The organism is Streptomyces sp. NPDC003300, from assembly GCF_040610915.1.
Taxonomy (GTDB): Bacteria; Actinomycetota; Actinomycetes; order Streptomycetales; family Streptomycetaceae; genus Actinacidiphila.
On record NZ_JBEXNE010000028.1, the window covers coordinates 68,665 to 84,610 of the forward strand.

Annotated in this window: 12 protein-coding genes and 1 pseudogene; 5 read left to right on the forward strand and 8 right to left on the reverse strand. The window is 73.0% G+C overall.

The genetic code is table 11. The features are described from left to right. Nucleotides 1-115 precede the first annotated feature (115 nt). Genes ABZX65_RS30570 through ABZX65_RS30580 form a run of 3 tightly spaced genes read right to left on the reverse strand, consistent with a single transcriptional unit; the run spans nucleotide 116 to nucleotide 3,131 of the window. A complete protein-coding gene (locus ABZX65_RS30570) occupies nucleotides 116-1,189 on the reverse strand; it encodes an inositol-3-phosphate synthase (RefSeq protein WP_355347183.1) in 1,074 nt (357 codons plus the stop codon). Further along, entirely contained in the window at nucleotides 1,186-2,082 is an 897-nt protein-coding gene (locus ABZX65_RS30575; RefSeq protein WP_355347186.1) for an MBL fold metallo-hydrolase, read from the reverse strand. The genes ABZX65_RS30570 and ABZX65_RS30575 overlap by 4 nt, the downstream gene beginning before the upstream one ends. Before the next feature lie 23 nt (nucleotides 2,083-2,105). Further along, on the reverse strand, nucleotides 2,106-3,131 hold the full coding sequence (locus ABZX65_RS30580; RefSeq protein WP_355347189.1) for an LLM class flavin-dependent oxidoreductase: 1,026 nt from the start codon (nucleotides 3,129-3,131) through the stop codon (nucleotides 2,106-2,108). A 163-nt stretch (nucleotides 3,132-3,294) separates the two neighbouring features. Here ABZX65_RS30580 and ABZX65_RS30585 point away from each other — a divergent pair, with 163 nt between their 5' ends. Next, nucleotides 3,295-4,614: a transglycosylase family protein gene (locus tag ABZX65_RS30585; protein ID WP_355347192.1), complete on the forward strand. Its 1,320-nt coding sequence runs from the start codon at nucleotides 3,295-3,297 to the stop codon at nucleotides 4,612-4,614. Here the strand turns inward: ABZX65_RS30585 and ABZX65_RS30590 are convergent. The 4 genes and pseudogenes from ABZX65_RS30590 to ABZX65_RS30605 form a co-directional block, all read right to left on the reverse strand. Beyond that, nucleotides 4,596-5,303: a phosphatase PAP2 family protein gene (locus tag ABZX65_RS30590; RefSeq protein WP_355347195.1), complete on the reverse strand. Its 708-nt coding sequence runs from the start codon at nucleotides 5,301-5,303 to the stop codon at nucleotides 4,596-4,598. The two genes, ABZX65_RS30585 and ABZX65_RS30590, sit on opposite strands and share 19 nt — an antisense overlap. A 159-nt stretch (nucleotides 5,304-5,462) precedes the next feature. Then, nucleotides 5,463-6,467 carry an aldo/keto reductase family protein gene (locus ABZX65_RS30595; RefSeq protein WP_355347198.1) on the reverse strand — a complete coding sequence of 335 codons (1,005 nt, stop codon included), beginning with the start codon at nucleotides 6,465-6,467 and terminating at the stop codon, nucleotides 5,463-5,465. A 111-nt stretch (nucleotides 6,468-6,578) separates the two neighbouring features. Further along, the gene (locus tag ABZX65_RS30600) at nucleotides 6,579-7,115 is read right to left on the reverse strand and encodes a discoidin domain-containing protein (protein WP_355347225.1); all 537 of its coding nucleotides are present in this window, start codon (nucleotides 7,113-7,115) and stop codon (nucleotides 6,579-6,581) included. After that, a pseudogene (locus ABZX65_RS30605) lies at nucleotides 7,089-9,482 on the reverse strand (discoidin domain-containing protein); the annotation flags it as partial. The gene ABZX65_RS30600 and the pseudogene ABZX65_RS30605, both read right to left, overlap by 27 nt. Nucleotides 9,483-9,929: 447 nt before the next feature. On the opposite strand from ABZX65_RS30605, the gene ABZX65_RS30610 reads away from it, so the two are divergent. The 3 genes from ABZX65_RS30610 (at nucleotide 9,930) to ABZX65_RS30620 (ending at nucleotide 14,174) form a co-directional block, all read left to right on the forward strand. Next, a complete protein-coding gene (locus ABZX65_RS30610) occupies nucleotides 9,930-11,291 on the forward strand; it encodes a hypothetical protein (RefSeq protein WP_355347201.1) in 1,362 nt (453 codons plus the stop codon). A 121-nt stretch (nucleotides 11,292-11,412) separates the two neighbouring features. Then, nucleotides 11,413-12,720, forward strand: a complete 1,308-nt coding sequence (locus tag ABZX65_RS30615) for an AAA family ATPase (RefSeq protein WP_355347204.1) — start codon at nucleotides 11,413-11,415, stop codon at nucleotides 12,718-12,720. Between the two features lie 221 nt (nucleotides 12,721-12,941). After that, complete coding sequence (locus ABZX65_RS30620) at nucleotides 12,942-14,174, forward strand: VWA-like domain-containing protein (protein ID WP_355347228.1); 1,233 nt, start codon at nucleotides 12,942-12,944, stop codon at nucleotides 14,172-14,174. Between the two features lie 8 nt (nucleotides 14,175-14,182). On the opposite strand, the gene ABZX65_RS30625 is transcribed toward ABZX65_RS30620, so the two are convergent. Next, nucleotides 14,183-14,863 carry a hypothetical protein gene (locus ABZX65_RS30625; RefSeq protein WP_355347207.1) on the reverse strand — a complete coding sequence of 227 codons (681 nt, stop codon included), beginning with the start codon at nucleotides 14,861-14,863 and terminating at the stop codon, nucleotides 14,183-14,185. Between the two features lie 297 nt (nucleotides 14,864-15,160). Here ABZX65_RS30625 and ABZX65_RS30630 point away from each other — a divergent pair, with 297 nt between their 5' ends. Continuing rightward, nucleotides 15,161-15,802, forward strand: coding sequence for an LAETG motif-containing sortase-dependent surface protein (locus ABZX65_RS30630; RefSeq protein WP_355347210.1), 642 nt, complete (start codon nucleotides 15,161-15,163; stop codon nucleotides 15,800-15,802). The last annotated feature ends 144 nt before the right edge of the window (nucleotides 15,803-15,946 follow it).

A 15,946-nucleotide genomic window follows, 5' to 3' on the forward strand; every position in this document is an offset into this window, starting at 1 on the left:
ATGAGACACCGCCGCCACCGGCGTGACGCCCGGGGGCCGACCGGCTGACGGCCGCTCACCGACCGGCGACCGAATCCGACGCGCCGTCACATCCCCGGTCCCCGAAGCCCGCTGATCACCCGTCGGACAGCGCCGCGAGCCCCGCCTCGATCACGGCCTCGTCCAGCGGCGTGGGCGGGGCCTTCATGACGGCCGCCGACACCGGGTCCACCACGCCGCCGAGACCGCGGTCGAGCGCGGCCTTCAGATAGCGGACGGCGTCCAGCACGTTCCCCGCGGCGCTCGGCGAGTCGTCGACCTCCATCCGCAGGTCGATCTCCAGCGGTGTGCCGCCGAAGCCCTCCGCCTCGACCCGGATGAAGGCCACCTTCCGGTCGGCGAGGAACGGGATGAAGTCGGCGCCCACGTGCGACGGCGCCGCCTCGCCCGAACCCCCGTACATCCCCTGCGTCTTGGTGGCCTTCTTGCTCGCCATCCGCTCCGCGTCCTGCATGTTCAGGAAGTCCATGTTCCCGCCGCCGAGCAGTTGGTACGTGCTCCGCAGCCGTACGCCGTTGCGCGCGAGCACGTCCACCAGCGCGCGGTGCACGAGCGTCGCGCCGAACTGGCTCTTCAGGTCGTCACCGGCCAGCGGCAGCCCCGCCTCGGCGAACCGGCCCGCCCACCGCGGGGAGCGGGCGATCACCGACGGGATGCAGTTGAGGAAGGCGCACCCGGCGCGCAGCGCGGCCCGCGCGTACAGCTCGGACGCGGCCTGGCTGCCGACCGGCAGGAAATTCACCAGGACGTGCGTGCCGCTGTCCCGCAGCCGCCGCGCGATGTCGTCGACGGTGGCCGTACCGCGCGCGTCGACCTGGTCGGCGGCGCTGCGCCCGACGCCGTCGCTCAGCGCGCCCTCGGTCACCTCCACGCCGAGGTGCGGCACCTTCGCGAAGGCCCGCGCGTTGTTCGGCGGCGCCCAGATCGCCTCGGACAGGTCGCGGCCGGTCTTGGCCGTGTGGACGTCGAAGGCGGCGGTGAACCGCACGTCGGAGACGGCGTAGCCCGCGCACACCGGGTGGGTCAGGCCCGCCGGGCCCGCTTCCGGGCCGTCGCCGCTCCCGGCCGCGGACGCGTAGAACTCCACGCCCTGGACCAGGGAGGAGGCGCAGTTCCCCACGCCTATGACGCCGACGTTGACGGTCCTCATGCGCGCTCCGGGTCGAGAGGTTCGGTGCGGGGTTCGATGTGGACGAGGAAGTCGGCGAAACCGTGGACGCCGGGGCGGGCGTCGACCGCGGTCAGCGCCGCGCGCAGGGCGCGCAGGTGGCCCACGTCCATCTGGAGCGGCGGCTCGTCCGGCTGGTGGGTGGTGCCGCGGGGGTAGTCGTCGCCGGGCGTGGTGGTCATCTCGATGTGACAGCCGAGCAGATGGGTGACCGGGTGCCGCTCGCAGAAGGCCAGCAGCCGGTCCACGGTCGCGGTGTAGGCGGCCGGGTCGCGGACGTAGAGATGACCGGGGTAGAGGGTGTCGCCGGTGAACAGGATTCCGGTGCGCCGGTCGTGGAAGACGGTGGCGGCGGCCTCGTGCCCGGGGCCCGGCAGCACGTCGAGGACCCGGCCGCCGAGGTCGAACGTGGCGGTGCCCCGCGGCCAGTCCCGCAGCCCGTAGAAGGCGGTCACCGCGTCGAGATCCGGACCGACCACGACGGTACGGGGCCGGTCGGCGAACTGGGCGTCGCCCGCGATGTGGTCGCCGTGGCCGTGGGTGTGCGCCACCACCAGCTCGTACGCGTCCGGCTCGGTGCCCGGCTGGAGGGCCAGCCACGCCTCGATCGCGGCGTCCACGGTGCGGCGCAGCGGGAAGTGGCGGGCGTCGGCGGTGGCGCCGGTGTCCAGCAGCAGGGCGCGCTCGGCGCCGAGGAGCAGGAAGAGGAAGGGCGCCTCGAAGTGCACCGACATGTTCTGCCGCAGGATCAGGGTGTGTTCGTCGTACGCGTGCACCTGGATCTCCGGCGCCGGGTCGTGCTTGGCCGACGGCCACCCCGCGTGCCAGCGGACATCGAGGTCGCCGGAGACCGGTTCGATGATCTGTTCGCTCACCCGGTGACCCTAACCCGGCGCTCTCACGCGGCGGCCGGATCTCCCGAGGTGATCGCGGCCAGCAGCCGGTAGGACTCCAGCAGCTCCGCGCGGTCGTACGTACTGGTCGTGACGAGGAATTCGTCGGCCGCGCTGCGCACCAGCAGCGACTCCAGCGCCTTCGCGACGTCCTCGGGCGTGCCGTGCAGATGCCCGGCCATCGCCTCCTCGAAGCGTTCGCGCTCCGGACCCGTCATCGTGCGCGCGGCCGTCGACTCGTAGGGCGCGAGGGCCGGAAAGACGCCGTGGGTGCGGGACCAGGCCGTCGACCACGCCTCCGGGACCAGCAGCCTGCGGGCCCGCTCGCCGCTGTCGGCGACCGCGACGGTGCCGGACAGCACGACATAGGGGGCGGCCGACCATGCGGAGGGGCGGAAGGCGGCGCGGTAGCGGTCCACCGCGCGCAGCATCGCGTCCTCGCCGCGCACACCGCCGATCACCAGCGGCAGGCCGTGCGCGGCGGCCAGGTCCGCGCCGCTGCCGACGGCCAGCAGGAACACCGGCGGACGCAGCCCCTCGGCGGGCCAGGCGTGCACCTGCGGGTGGACCCGCTGGGTGCCGGTGAAGTACCCGAGCAGTTCGTCGATCTGCGCGTCGAACGCGCCCGCGGCCTCCTTGCCGCGGCCCAGTGCCTTGCGGATGCCGTCGGTGAAGCCCACCGACCGCCCCAGACCCATGTCGATCCGGCCCGGGAACAGCGCCTCCAGGACCCCGAACTGCTCGGCCACGACCAGAGGTTGGTGATTGGGCAGCATCACGCCGCCGGTGCCGACCCTGATCCGCGAGGTGGCCGCCGCGACCGCCGCCGCGAGCACCGTCGGCGCGGAACCGGCCACGCCGGGCACGCTGTGGTGCTCGGAGACCCAGAAGCGGTGGTAGCCGAGCGCTTCGACCTCGCGCGCGAACGCCACGGTGTCGCGCAGCGCCTGAGCGCCGTCCTGGCCCTCCCTCGTGCGGGAGCGGTCAAGGACGGAGAACGGGGTGTCGCGCAGCGGAGAACTCACGTTCATTCCAACGCGTACCGGACTCCGTCATTCCCGAACCGCCCGAAACCGAACACTTGTCGTCACCCCTTGTGGCCGAGTGTGTACGGGCCCTATCTTTGGCCCGCCCGGCAATTCGGGCGTACGGCAGCCCAGGCCCCACGGGCCGGTCCTGGAGAGGACTCGTGCTATGCCCTTACGCGGACGTCACCGCCGATACCGCCCCAGCCGCGTATCGCAGGCATCCCTCACCGTCACCGCGGGCGGCGCCGGTCTCGCCCTGCCGCTGATCGGGCTGAGCAGCGCCCACGCGGCCGCCGAGAGCACCTGGGACAAGGTCGCCAACTGCGAGTCCTCGGGCAACTGGCAGATCAACACGGGCAACGGGTACTACGGCGGGCTCCAGTTCGCCTCCAGCACCTGGAAGTCCTTCGGCGGCACGGCCTACGCGCCGCGCGCCGACCTCGCCACGAAGAACCAGCAGATAGCCGTGGCCGAGAAGGTGCTGCACAGCCAGGGCCCCGGCGCCTGGCCGGTCTGCTCGGTACGCGCCGGGCTGACCCGTACCGCCGCCACCGCCTCCCACAAGGTCGAGGTGCCCGCCGCGAAGGTGCGGACCGCGTCCGACCAGGCGCGCAGGACGCCCGCGAAGGCCCCGGTCAGGAGCGAGACCAAGAGCACCGCGAAGGCCCGGGCCAGTTCCCCGGCCAAGGCGCCCGCGAAGAAGACCACGCCGAAGACCGCGCAGCCCAAGTCGGCCCCGGGCAAGGACCGTTACACGGTGAGGTCGGGCGACACGCTGTCCGGCATCGCCGACGACCACCATGTGGCGGGCGGCTGGCCCCGGCTCTACGCCGACAACCGCTCGGTGGTCGGCGACGACCCCGACCTGATCCTCCCCGGCCAGCGGCTCGACCTGCGAACCCCGGTGGCGCACCCGCAGCACACGACGCAGCGCGAGCCGCACACCACGACCCGTCCCAAGGCGCAGCCGAAGCCGACGCCCAAGGCCGCCCCGAAGGCCACGCCCAAGAAGTCGGCGGCCCCCGCGGGCACCCGCACGCTGGACCGTACGACGAAGCCCGCCGCGGCCCCGACCCACACCGCGTACACCCTGCCGGTCAGCGGCGCGCCGATCGGCACGCCGTACCACGCCTCCGGCTCCAGTTGGGCCAGCGGCTACCACACAGGGGTGGACTTCCTGGTCGGCACCGGCACCAGCGTGAAGTCGGTGGCCGCGGGCACCGTGGTGACGGCGGGCTGGGGCGGCAGTTACGGCTACCAGATCGTCATCCGGCACGCGGACGGCGACTACAGCCAGTACGCGCACCTGTCACAGATCTCGGTCAAGGTCGGACAGAAGGTCACCTCCGGCCAGCGGATAGCGCGTTCGGGCTCGACCGGCAACGTCACAGGACCGCACCTGCACTTCGAGATGCGGACGGGACCCGAATACGGCGACGACATCGACCCGCTGCACTACCTGCGGGCTCACGGCGTCTCGATCTGATCGGACGGGCCGGGTCCGCCCGGCCCGCTCCGGCCGGCGAACGTCGTGAGCGGCGGCAGCGCCGCACTGAGCCAGCAACCGGCGAAGAGCCAGCCGCCGACGACATCCGTCGGCCAGTGCACGCCCAGATACACGCGGGTGCAGCCGACGGCCAGCGCGACGAGCGCGCACAGCGCGGTGAGCAGCCGCCCCGTGCGGCCCGGCCGCCAGCGCAGCAGCCCCCAGGCCAGCAGCCCGGCGGCCATCGCGCTGGACGCGGTGTGCCCGGAAGGGAAGGAGTAGCCGGAGGCGTGCGTCGCCCAGTCCGCCGCGGGCGGCCTGGCCCGGTGCAGCGCCATGACCAGCAGCGTGCGTACCGCCTGGCCCGCGAGCAGCACGGCCAGCGCGAGCAGCGCCATGGGCACACCGCGCGAGGTCCGCAGCGCGCCGCGTCCCACACCGCCGCCGCCCGCCAGCCAGCCGCCCAGCACGGCGGCGAGATACGGGAACGGGCCGGTGCCGAGGTCGGTGACGGTACGGGCCACGGTCACCATGGCGTGCGGCCGGTGCTCCACCGACCAGCGGTGCGGCCCGGTGTCCACCGCGTACGGCGTGCCGTGCCTGGCCAGCACCACCCAGGCGAGCACCGCGAAGGCGGCGGCGAAGGCGGCCGGGAGCAGTACGCGGCGCCATGGCGCGCGGGCGGTCACCGGGGGAGCGGCCCTTCTCGCTCGGTACGCGAAAGGCCCGCCCGGCCGCGGGCGTCAGCTTCGTCTACAGGCACGTAGACATACTGTACGCGGCGGCCGGGCGGGCTTCCCCTCGGCGCGATGGATCGGACCGTGTTCCGCGGGTGTGTGCCTCGGGTGCTACGGCCGCGCGGCGGGCGTGATCTGCGGTGTCTTCAGGGGGTCGGTGACCGCGACCGGCTCCAGGACGGCGTCCAGCTTCGCCAGCAGACCCGCGTCCAGGGTCACGCCGGCCGCCTTCACGTTCTCCGCGACCTGCTCGGGGCGGGACGCGCCGACGATCGCGGCCGAGACGTTCGGGTTCTGGAGCACCCAGGCGACCGCGAGCTGAGCCATCGTCAGGCCGGCGTCGGCGGCCAGCGCGTGGAGCTGCTGCACCCGCCCCAGCACCTCGTCGTTCATCCAGCGGTCGATCATGTTCGCGCCGCCCTTGGCGTCGGTGGCGCGCGAACCGGCGGGCGGCTGCTGCCCCGGCACGTACTTGCCGGTCAGCACGCCCTGCGCGATCGGCGAGAACACGATCTGACCGATGCCCAACTCCTCGCAGGCGGGCACCACTTCGGCCTCGATGACGCGCCAGAGCGCGGAGTACTGCGGCTGGTTGGAGACCAGCGGGATGCGCAGCTCGCGGGCGAGGGCGTGCCCGCGGCGGATCTGGTCGGCCGTCCACTCCGAGACGCCGATGTAGTGCGCCTTGCCGGAGTGCACGACGTCGGCGAACGCCTCCATCGTCTCCTCCAGCGGCGTGAACCGGTCGAACCGGTGCGCCTGGTAGAGGTCGACGTAGTCCGTCTGGAGCCGTCGCAGCGAGCCGTCGATCGACTCCATGATGTGCTTGCGGGACAGACCCCGGTCGTTGCGTCCGGGACCGGTCGGCCAGAAGACCTTGGTGAGGATCTCCAGACCCTCCCGGCGCTCGCCCTTCAGCGCTCGGCCGAGCACCGACTCCGCGCGGGTCTGCGCGTACGTGTCCGCGGTGTCGAAGGTCGTGATCCCCGTGTCCAGCGCCGCCCGCACACACGCGGTCGCCGCGTCCTCCTCCACCTGGGAGCCGTGGGTGAGCCAGTTTCCGTAGGCGATTTCGCTGATGATCAGGCCGCTGCGGCCAAGGTGACGGTATTCCATGGGACCGACTCTAGATCGCCCGCCCGTACCGCCGCGACCGGCACGAATGCCCCGCCCCGGGGGCCCTGAGCTACGGGGCCGCCGGGGCGGGGAGTCGGTGCGGTCACCGGATCAGGAGGCGTAGGCCTCCAGCTCGGAGAGCTGGCCCGCCGGCCAGCCGGTGTTCCCGGTGAAGGTGAGCCGCAGGTAGCGGGTGGTGGTCGGGGTCAGGGTGACGGTCGCGGTGTCGGTACCCAGGGTGAAGGTGTAGCCCGCGGACGCCTTGAGCGTGCTGTACGTGTTGTTGTCGGTGGAGCCGAGGACGCTCAGCGTCTCGGTCCTGGTGCCCCAGTTGGTCGGCAGCTTCAGCACCAGCCGGCCGACGGTCTTGGCGGAGCCGAGGTCGACCGTCAGGGACTGCGGGAAGGCGCTGTTGGCGCTCTCCCAGTAGGAGTTGACGTTGCCGTCCACCGCGTTGGCCGCGACGTAGATGTCGGAGTGACCGGTGTCGGTGGCCGTACGGCCCTGCGCCAGGTTCGGGTTGGCCGGCGGGGTCGTGGGAGGCGTGGTGGGAGGAGTCGTCGGCGGGGTCGTCGGCGGGGTGGTCGGGGGAGTCGTGGGCGGCGTGGTCGGCGTGCCGTCGGCCGCGTAGACCTCGAACTCCGAGATCTGGCCCGCGGTCCAGCCGGTGTTGCCGGTGATGTTCAGCCGGACGTACCGCGCGGTGGCCGCGTTGAAGGTCAGCGTGGCCGTGTTGCCCGACGACGGGTTGAAGGAGACGCCGCCCGAAGCCTTCAGCGTGCTCCAGGAGCTGTTGTCCGTCGAACCCAGCACCGACAGGGTCTCGGTACGGGTCGCCCAGTCCGCCGACGGCGGAAGCTTGAGCGTGACCTTGCCGATCGACTTGGCCGCGCCGAGGTCGACGGTCAGCGTCTGCGGGAAGGCGTTGCTGTTGCTCTCCCAGTACGAGGACGCGTTGCCGTCGACGGCGTTGGCCGCCGAGTAGCTCTGCACCGCGGACGAGGCGGTCGCGGGGTGGCCCTGCGCCAGGTTGCCGTTGGCCGGAGTCGTCGGCGGGGTCGTCGGGGGAGTGGTGGGCGGAGTGGTCGGGGGCGTGGTCGGCGGGGTGGTGGGAGGCGTGGTCGTACCGCCGCCACCGCCGGTCGGAACGCCGCCGTTGGTCCAGATCGGGGTCGGCCAGGTGCCGGTGCAGGTCTGCCCGGTGATACCGGAGTTGCCGCCGCCGTCGATGATGTTCAGGCCGGTGCCGACGCAGTTGTGGATCGGGGTGGCGGACTGGGCGATGTTCTTCGCCTTGACGTTGATGAACGTCATGTCGGCCGGTGCCTGCGCCTGGATCGCGTAGGTGCCCGCGCCGTCGATGTTGACGTTCTTGAACGTGACGCCCGTGACGCCGCTCTCGATCGACTGGATCGCCTCGTAGGAGCTGTCGAGGATGTCCGTGTCGGTGATCTGGATGTTGGCGTCGACCTTGCCCTGGAGGCCGTCGAACCAGATGGCGCCGACGCCGAACTGCCAGTTGAAGTCGCTGTTACCGGTTCTGATCAGCGTGTTGCGCGCCGCCGTGATGGTGCCCGCGACCGCGGTGCCGGAACCGGCGTTGACCCCCGGGTAGCGGTTGGCGATGTGCAGGCCGCCGCCGTTGGAGATGGTGTCGGCCATCACGTTGTCGGAGATGTTGAAGTCCTTGCCGCCGTACGTGACGATGTTGTTCGCCAGGATCGGCAGCACGACCGTGTTGTGGTCGAAGCTGTCGTTGACGTTCGGCACGTTCTCCGGCCAGCCCGCCAGACCGTCGTCACCGGTGTTGCGCACAAAGGTGTTGGTGACCGTCGAGTTGGTGACGCCGATGTGGAAGTTCACACCGTCGGCCGTCGTGTCCAGGATGCGGCTGTTCTTGATGGTGAAGTGGTCCATCGGACCGTCCATCCACGCACCGCACTTGACGTGCTGCAACCACAGGTTGTCGACGGTGGAGTTGGACATCGCGCCACCGAGGCCGTTGACCTGGTCGTTGTCCTCGCGCTCGCGGATGTCGCCGATGATGGCGAAGTCCTTGAGGTTGACGTTGGTGCTCGGCCCGCCCTGGTTGGTGTACTTGCCGTAGATACCGGCCGCGTTGGAGCGGTTCACCGGGTCACGGCCGCCGAGCACGCTGTACCAGGGGCCGGCGCCGACGAGGGTGACCTTGTCGACGATGACGTGGCTGTACAGCGTGAAGTTGCCCTGCGGGATGTATACGGTCTTGCCCTGCGCCTTGCCCGCGTCCACGGCCGCCTGGAACTTGGCGGTGGAGTCCGTGGCACCCGTCGGGTCGGCGCCGAAGTCCGTCACCACGTCGAGCGCGCCCGCGGGCTTGGCGATTGGGGCCGCGACCGTCTCGAAGTCCGCCAGGTCGATGGTGAATGTCGGGGACTGCGCCGTGGACGTCACCTGCACGCGGATCTTGGTCCCGGCCGGGTACGTGGTCCCGAACATCGTCCGCGACTCGTCGTAGAAGTGGTGCGGGTTGGTGTCGCCCGGGTTGTTGTTGAACGGGTAACCGCCGTAGTACCAACTGTACTTCGAGGTCACCGGCAGGGTCTTGATCGAGGTCCCGTTGGCCTGCACGTCCAGCGTGGCGTCCCTGCCCTTGCCGTCCGCGGTGTCCGGGAGGCTGTAGCGCAGCGACATCGCGTTCGCGGGCGCCGTCAGCGTGAACTCCACGTACTGTCCGGCGGCGCTGAGGGTGACGGCCTGACGGCCCGACGCCTCGGACGGCAGGTGGCCGTAGTAGCGGTCGGGGCCGATCAGCGCGCCGTTGGTGTTGGCGTACTCGGCCTCGAGCTCCTTGAACGGCACGTTCGCGCCGCGGCCCGATATGCCGACGGGTGAAGGGGCGGGTACGCCTGCCGCGTGGGCGGCGGGGGCGTTCGCCAAGGTCACGGCGGTCAGCGCGGCTGCCGCGGCCACGGCGAACGACAGCACCGCGGCGGCGCCGCGCTGTCTGACTCTGCGGCTTCTTTGAGGACTCAACTCATGGCTCTGCAATGAGTGCGACACAGGCACACGTCCTTGCGCGTCGAGGGGGGTGAGGGGGTGGAACTAGGGGGGAACTAGGGGGGAACACCCGGCCAGGCGTGGAGAGACTACGAGGCGGGTCGCAGTAAGTCCATGAGTCTGCGCAAAAATGCGATGGCTCCTCGCAATATTCACGACACCTGACCGTCATAGACGGCTCCAAAATCCGATAATTCCCGATGCTCCACACATCCGAGGCCGTCACGCCCGGCGGTCGGCGTCACCGGCTCCCCGTCCGCCGGAGCCGTCTGCTCGCCGTGCGCAGGAGCCAGCGGCTCCCCGGCCGCCTGACGGAGGCTCACCCGTTGATGGAGTCCGGGCGGCGGCTGTGCCTATGATGGGCGTGATGACGAACTCCTTCTCGTACGGAATGGGGGAATCGTTCGACCAGGGTGAGTGCTGATGGCACCTCACCTCACGGACGAGATTCCCGCCCACGTGTTGATGTGGCGCCGCGTACGCGAGTACGCCGTGCCACCGTCCATGATCGAGACCGCCACCGCGCGGCGCGCCGTCGGCGACTGGGCCGGGGCGTGCGCCGCGGCCCGGGTCGACGCGGATCTCGATCTGCGAGCCGTGCGCACGCGGCACGGCACCGAACTGGCCGCCCGACTCCGGGCGGATCTGCGCCGGTTGGCACCCGATCTGCTGCGCTGGCACATGCCGAGGATCGCGCCGGACGGCCGCTTGCGGCCCGGTGTGACCATCCTCCTCGCGCGGTACGGCGGTTCGGCCGGTCCGCCGGTCGACCTGGTCGTACGGACACCGCCGGCCAGCGCCGACGCGGGGCAGCGGATGGCGCTGGCGCTGTGGCAGGAGCCGGGGCACGGCGCCGCCGGAATCCACCCGCACCCGTATCCCGAGCGGCGCTTCCGGCTCGACCTGCACCGGCATCTCTGGGACGCCGGGCGGAGCGGCGAACTGGCGCGGCGCTGCGGCGCGGACGAGGGTCCGTGGGCGTCGGGGCGGTGGGCCGCGGAGGCCGAACTGCTGCTGCGAGCCGAAGGCCGCCCGCGCGGCGCCTTCGCCGTACGCCTGGGCGCGCGCGACCGCGCCGCGTTCGAACTCGTCGCCCCCGACGACAGCCATGCCCCGACCTGCCGGCCGCTGCGCGAACCGCTGCGACCGCACGACATCGCGGCGCTGCCCGTACTGCCGGAAGCGGCGGCCCGCGTCCTGCCGGACCTGGAACTGCTACGGGCCGGGCTGATCACGGCCGACCGGCTGCACCCGCTGGTCGCCGCGGCGCTGGCGTCGTACGACACCGCCCCGGCCGCAGGCCACAGCCCCGAGCCCGGTGATCCGCACCGGGTGGAGTGCCGCGGCGAGATCCACCGGATCGCGCTGCGGAACGGGGTGCTGACGGCGGTCGACCACGACCCGGCCGAACTGCGCCGCGAGGACCTGCTGGTGGCCCTCGGCGGACCGGCGCTGCCCTGCCTGCGGGCGATCGACGCCGTGCACCGCGACCCCGAGGCACTGCCCGCGGTACGGGAACGGCTGCGCCACGGCGACATGGCCGGGGCGCTGGCCGTCGTCGAAGGACTGGTCGGGCCGCGCGCGGTACTCCGCGACGGGCCGCTCCGCGAGGAGTTGGAGCGGGCCGCCGTCCGCCGCGTCGACCACGGCGTCTTCCGCGCGGGACTCGTCGCGGGACACCCCGCCTCGGCGCAGCGCCGTCCGCGCCTCGTCCGCCATACGCCGCGGCACATTCGCGCCAAGCGCAGCAGCCGGGCCAGGCCCCGCACCGGAACGGCCCGCTGACCCTCCGTCGTCTGACCAGCCGTCAGGTCCCCTTCTTGCACGGCGCGTTGAGCGCCGCCCTGCCGCACAAACCCTTCGGAGCGGGCCGTCCCGTTCCCCTGACCAACCCCAGGTGATGCCCATGACGTCCAGCACCCTCCTGCCCACGACCGCCTTCACGACCGCTCCCACGACCGCCTTGACCTCTGCCTCCGCCCCCGTGAGCGACCCCCAACTCGCCGTCGCCGACAACCTTCTGACGCTCCTTCGGACCAGGACCACGGAACCGCGCCCCGACGAACAGCTCGAAGCGCTCGCCCTGGCCGTCGCGGCCGACCTGCCCGTACTGCTGTGGGGGGAGCCCGGCATCGGGAAGACCGCGGCGCTGACCCAGCTCGCCGCCTCCCTCGACCTGCCGCTGACGACCGTGATCGCCAGCGTCCACGAGCCGACCGACTTCTCCGGGCTGCCCGTCCTGGGCGACGACCCCGCGGTACGCGGTGTGCCGATGGCGCCGCCCCAGTGGGCCGTGGAACTGGTCCGCGCCGGGCGCGGACTGCTCTTCCTCGACGAACTGTCCACGGCCACACCGGCCGTTCAGGCGGCGCTGCTCCGGGTCGTGCTGGAGCGCCGGGTCGGCGCCCTGCAACTGCCGCCCGGCGTACGGATCGTGGCCGCCGCCAACCCGCGCGCGTCCGCGGCCGACGGATGGGAGCTGAGCCCGCCGCTGGCCAACCGCTTCGTCCATCTGTTCTGGGTGCACGACCGTGAGGTGGTGGTACGCGGCCTCGGCGGCGTCTGGCCGCGCCCGGAACTGCCCAGGCTCGTACCGGAGTCGCTGCCCGAGGCCGTGGCCCTCGCGCGGCGCGCCGTCTGCGGCTTCCTCGAAGCCAGGCCGACGCTGATCCACCGGCTGCCGAGCACGGAGACGCGGCGCGGCGGCGCGTGGCCCTCGCCCCGGAGCTGGGAGGCCGCGCTGACCTTGCTGGCGTTCGGTACGGCGGCCTCCGCGTCCCGCGAGGTGCTGGCCCTGCTGGTGCGGGGCGCGGTGGGGGACGGGCCGGGACTTGAACTCCTCGCCCACCTGGACCGGATGGACCTGCCCGACCCCGAGGCGCTGATGGCCGACCCGCCGACCGCGGAACTGCCCGAGCGCGGCGACCTGCGGCAGGCGGCGCTGGAGGCCGTGGTGGCCGCGGTCGGCGCGCGGCCGGAGCGGGCGCGGTGGGAGGCGGGCTGGGCGGTGCTGGTCAGGGCGCTGGAGTCCGGCGCCCCCGACCTGCTGGTCGCCCCGGCCACCGCGCTGGCCGGACTGCGGCGCGACGACTGGGAGGTGCCCGCGGCGGTGGAGCGGCTGGTCTCGGTCATCGGCCTCGCCCGCCGCGCCGACCAGTCGGTGGCGCGGGTCGCGGACGCCGAGGCCGCCCGGACGAAGAGGACGGGCCGATGAAGGACACGGCGAAGCGTCGGATGACGGACACCGCCAAGGGGCCCGTGGCGGTCACCGCGAACGAGCCGGTGGCGGTCACCGGGAAACGGCCGGTCACCGCGCGACCGCGCCCGATGCCTCCGCCTGCGCCGCCGCGCCCGGTACGGCCTCTCGCGCCGAGGCGGCAGCGCCCCGCCGACCAGCCGTACGCTCCCGGACTGCCCCTCGACACCGAGAAGTTGATGGCGGCCCGGCTCCACGCGGTCACGGTCCGCCCCTACCTCGCCAGCGCCCTCTTCGCCCTGCACGTGGTGGAGGACCGGTCGGTGCCGACGATGGCGGTCGACGCGTACTGGCGCTGCTACGTCTCGCCCGGTTTCGTCGCGCGCACCCCGACGGAGGAACTGGCCGGCGTCTGGGTGCACGAGGTCTCCCACCTGCTCAGGGACCACCACGCGCGGGGCGAGCGGTACGCCAGGGAGCACGAAGAGCCCGGTCCGGGCGGGCGGGAGGGGGCGGGAACGCCCCCGTCCGAGGGCCGGGAGAGGCTGCGGCGCAACATCGCCGCCGACTTCGAGATCAACGACGACATCTACGGGGACGGTCTGCCCCGGCCCGCCGGGGCCGTGCTGCCGTCGCTGCTGCGGCTGCCCGACGGCCTGCTGATGGAGGAGTATCTGCGGACGGCGTCGATGTCCGGGCTCGTCGGGGACCTGGCCTGGCTGGACTGCGGCAGCGGCGCCGACGGGCAGGCCAGGTCGTGGGAGCTGGGACCGGACGGGGCGCACGCCCTGAGCAGGCAACAGCGGGACGCGGTCCGCTTCCGGGTCGCCGAGGGGATCAAGGGGCGGCCGGGGGAGGCGCCCGAGGGCTGGCGCAGATGGGCCGAGGAGGCGTTCCATCCCCCGCAGCCGTGGCGGCAGTTGCTCGGGGCAGCGGTCCGCTCGGCGGCGGGCGCGCCGGGCGCGGGCGAGAACCACAGCTACCGGCGTCCCTCACGGCGCTCGGCCGCCGTCCCCGGAGTGCTGCTGCCGAGCCTGCGCCGTACACCGCCGCGGGTCTGCGTCGTCATCGACACGTCCGGCTCCGTGAGCGACGCCGAACTGGGCGCCGCGCTGCTGGAGGTGGCCGCGATCTCGCGGGCGGTGGGCGGGCGGCGCGACCTGGTCTCGGTGATCTCCTGCGACGTCGCGGCCGGTGTGGCCGTACCGATCTGCCGTGCCGAGGGCATCGAGCTGATCGGCGGCGGCGGTACGGATCTGCGCTCCGGCTTCGCCCGCGCCCTGCGCTCCCGGCCCCGCCCGGACGTCGTCGTCGCCCTGACGGACGGTCAGACACCGTGGCCGTCCGAGCAGCCGCCCTGCCGTACCGTCGTCGGCCTCTTCCCCCGCCCCTCGCGCGCCGTGCGCGAGGACAACGCCGAGTACGTCCCGGACTCCCCGCCGTCCTGGGCGCGTGTGGTCACCATCGGCTGAGCGGCACCTCAGCGGCGGGGCGCCGACCGCCGGGGGGAGGTGAGAAGGAAGGGGCGGGCGGCGCGGTCGCGGTGCCGGGTGGACTGCCAGCCGCGGGCGTCGAGCAGCGCCGCGCACCGGACGAGGTGGCCGGCCGCCTCGTCCGGGGCGGCAGCGCCCCGCCAGGACACCTCGACGGCGCCGTCCTGCGCGGAAGGCGTGACCGTATAACCGTCAGGGGCGGGCGGACAGCCCGCCGCTTCGAGGGCCAACGCCACGGCGTGCACGAGCCGTTCGCGCTCCCACGGCGCGGGCACGTCGGTCACGCCGTCGAGGAGCACCGCTCGGATTCCCAGCAGGCCCTCCCACGCGGCGGCCACCTCGGCCGCGCGGGCGGGACCGCGGCCGGGCGTCACCGTCCCCGTACCGTCGTCGGCCGTGAAGGTGCCGTCGGGGACCGCGGGCGGCTCCGCGGCGGCTTCCGCCTCCCGTGCCGCCTGCCGTGCCGCTTCGGCCGCCGCCAGCGCGGCGCGCTGCCGCAGACCCTCCTGGGTCAGGTAGTAGGCGGGGTGGCCGCTGCGGCTGTGCGGCACCGCGAGACCCGTCGCCACCAGCGCCGCGCAGACGTCGGCGCGCGCCGAGAGCCGGCCGGTCGACGGATCGGAGCCGGCGACCGCCTTCCGCTGAGCGGGGGTCAGTGCCTTGGCCACGCGACCTGCCTCCTTCCGCCTGACGTGCCCGTGCTGTCTCCCGCACGGTACCGCCCGCGGCCGACACTCCCCGCGGCCGACACTCCCCGCGCGCCGCGACCAGCGGGCCCCGGACCGGCGCCCGGTGATCGAATCCCCTGGAATTGCAGGTGAATTGATACGGGCTCGGTAATGGTGGGGGGCGGTCGCCGGGCGGAATTCCGCCGGGTGTAGGGTCCCGGTCCCCGTAGTTATGGCGGACGGGGGCGTCGCCAGGGAGTCGGAGAACACAGCGAAATTCAGGGAGGATTCATGCAAATGACGCGCCAGAGCCGCAGGCGCTCCGGTGTCATAGCGGGCGCCGGAATGGCGGCGCTCATCGGGTCGGCCGTACTGGCCGCGCCCGCATCGGCACACACCCCCAACTGGTCGGTGGACTGCGACTCGGTCTCGGTCCACCTCACCGCCTACAACGCCCGGGTCACCAACTCGGTGACCGTCTCCGTGGACGGCGGCGCCGTGCTCGCGAGCAATGAGTCGTTCGGCGGCAGCTACGACTTCACGGGTGCGCTGCCCGACCACAGCACCGCGATCAAGGTGCACCTGGTCGTGAAGGCGGGCGACGGCAAGCAGTACGGCAGGGACGAGTACAAGACGTCCGAGCCGTGCGAGAAGCCGCCGACCACGCCGCCGCCCACCACGCCCGAGACGCCGCCGCCCACCGCGCCGCCGACCACCCCGGCGTCCGAGACGCCCACCGCGCCGCCGACCACTCCCGAGACGACCGCGACCTCGAACGCCCCGGTCGTGCAGGCCAGCACCTCCCCGGCCTCCGGCGACCTGGCCGAGACCGGAAGCTCCAGCTCGACGCCGATGATCGCGGGCATCGCCGCGGCCGTCGTCGCCGCGGGCGCGGGCCTGCTCGTCTTCAACCGCAGGCGCGGCGCGGCACACCGCTGATCCGCCGCACCACCGGCCGCCCGTCCCACGGGCGGCGTCCCGGCGCGGTATCTGCGCGGAGCCCCAGGCGTACTGCGTGCCGCCCCAGGTGGTGAGCAGGACCAGCGAGGTGATCGCGACGGTGAGCAGCGACGCGCCCCAGTA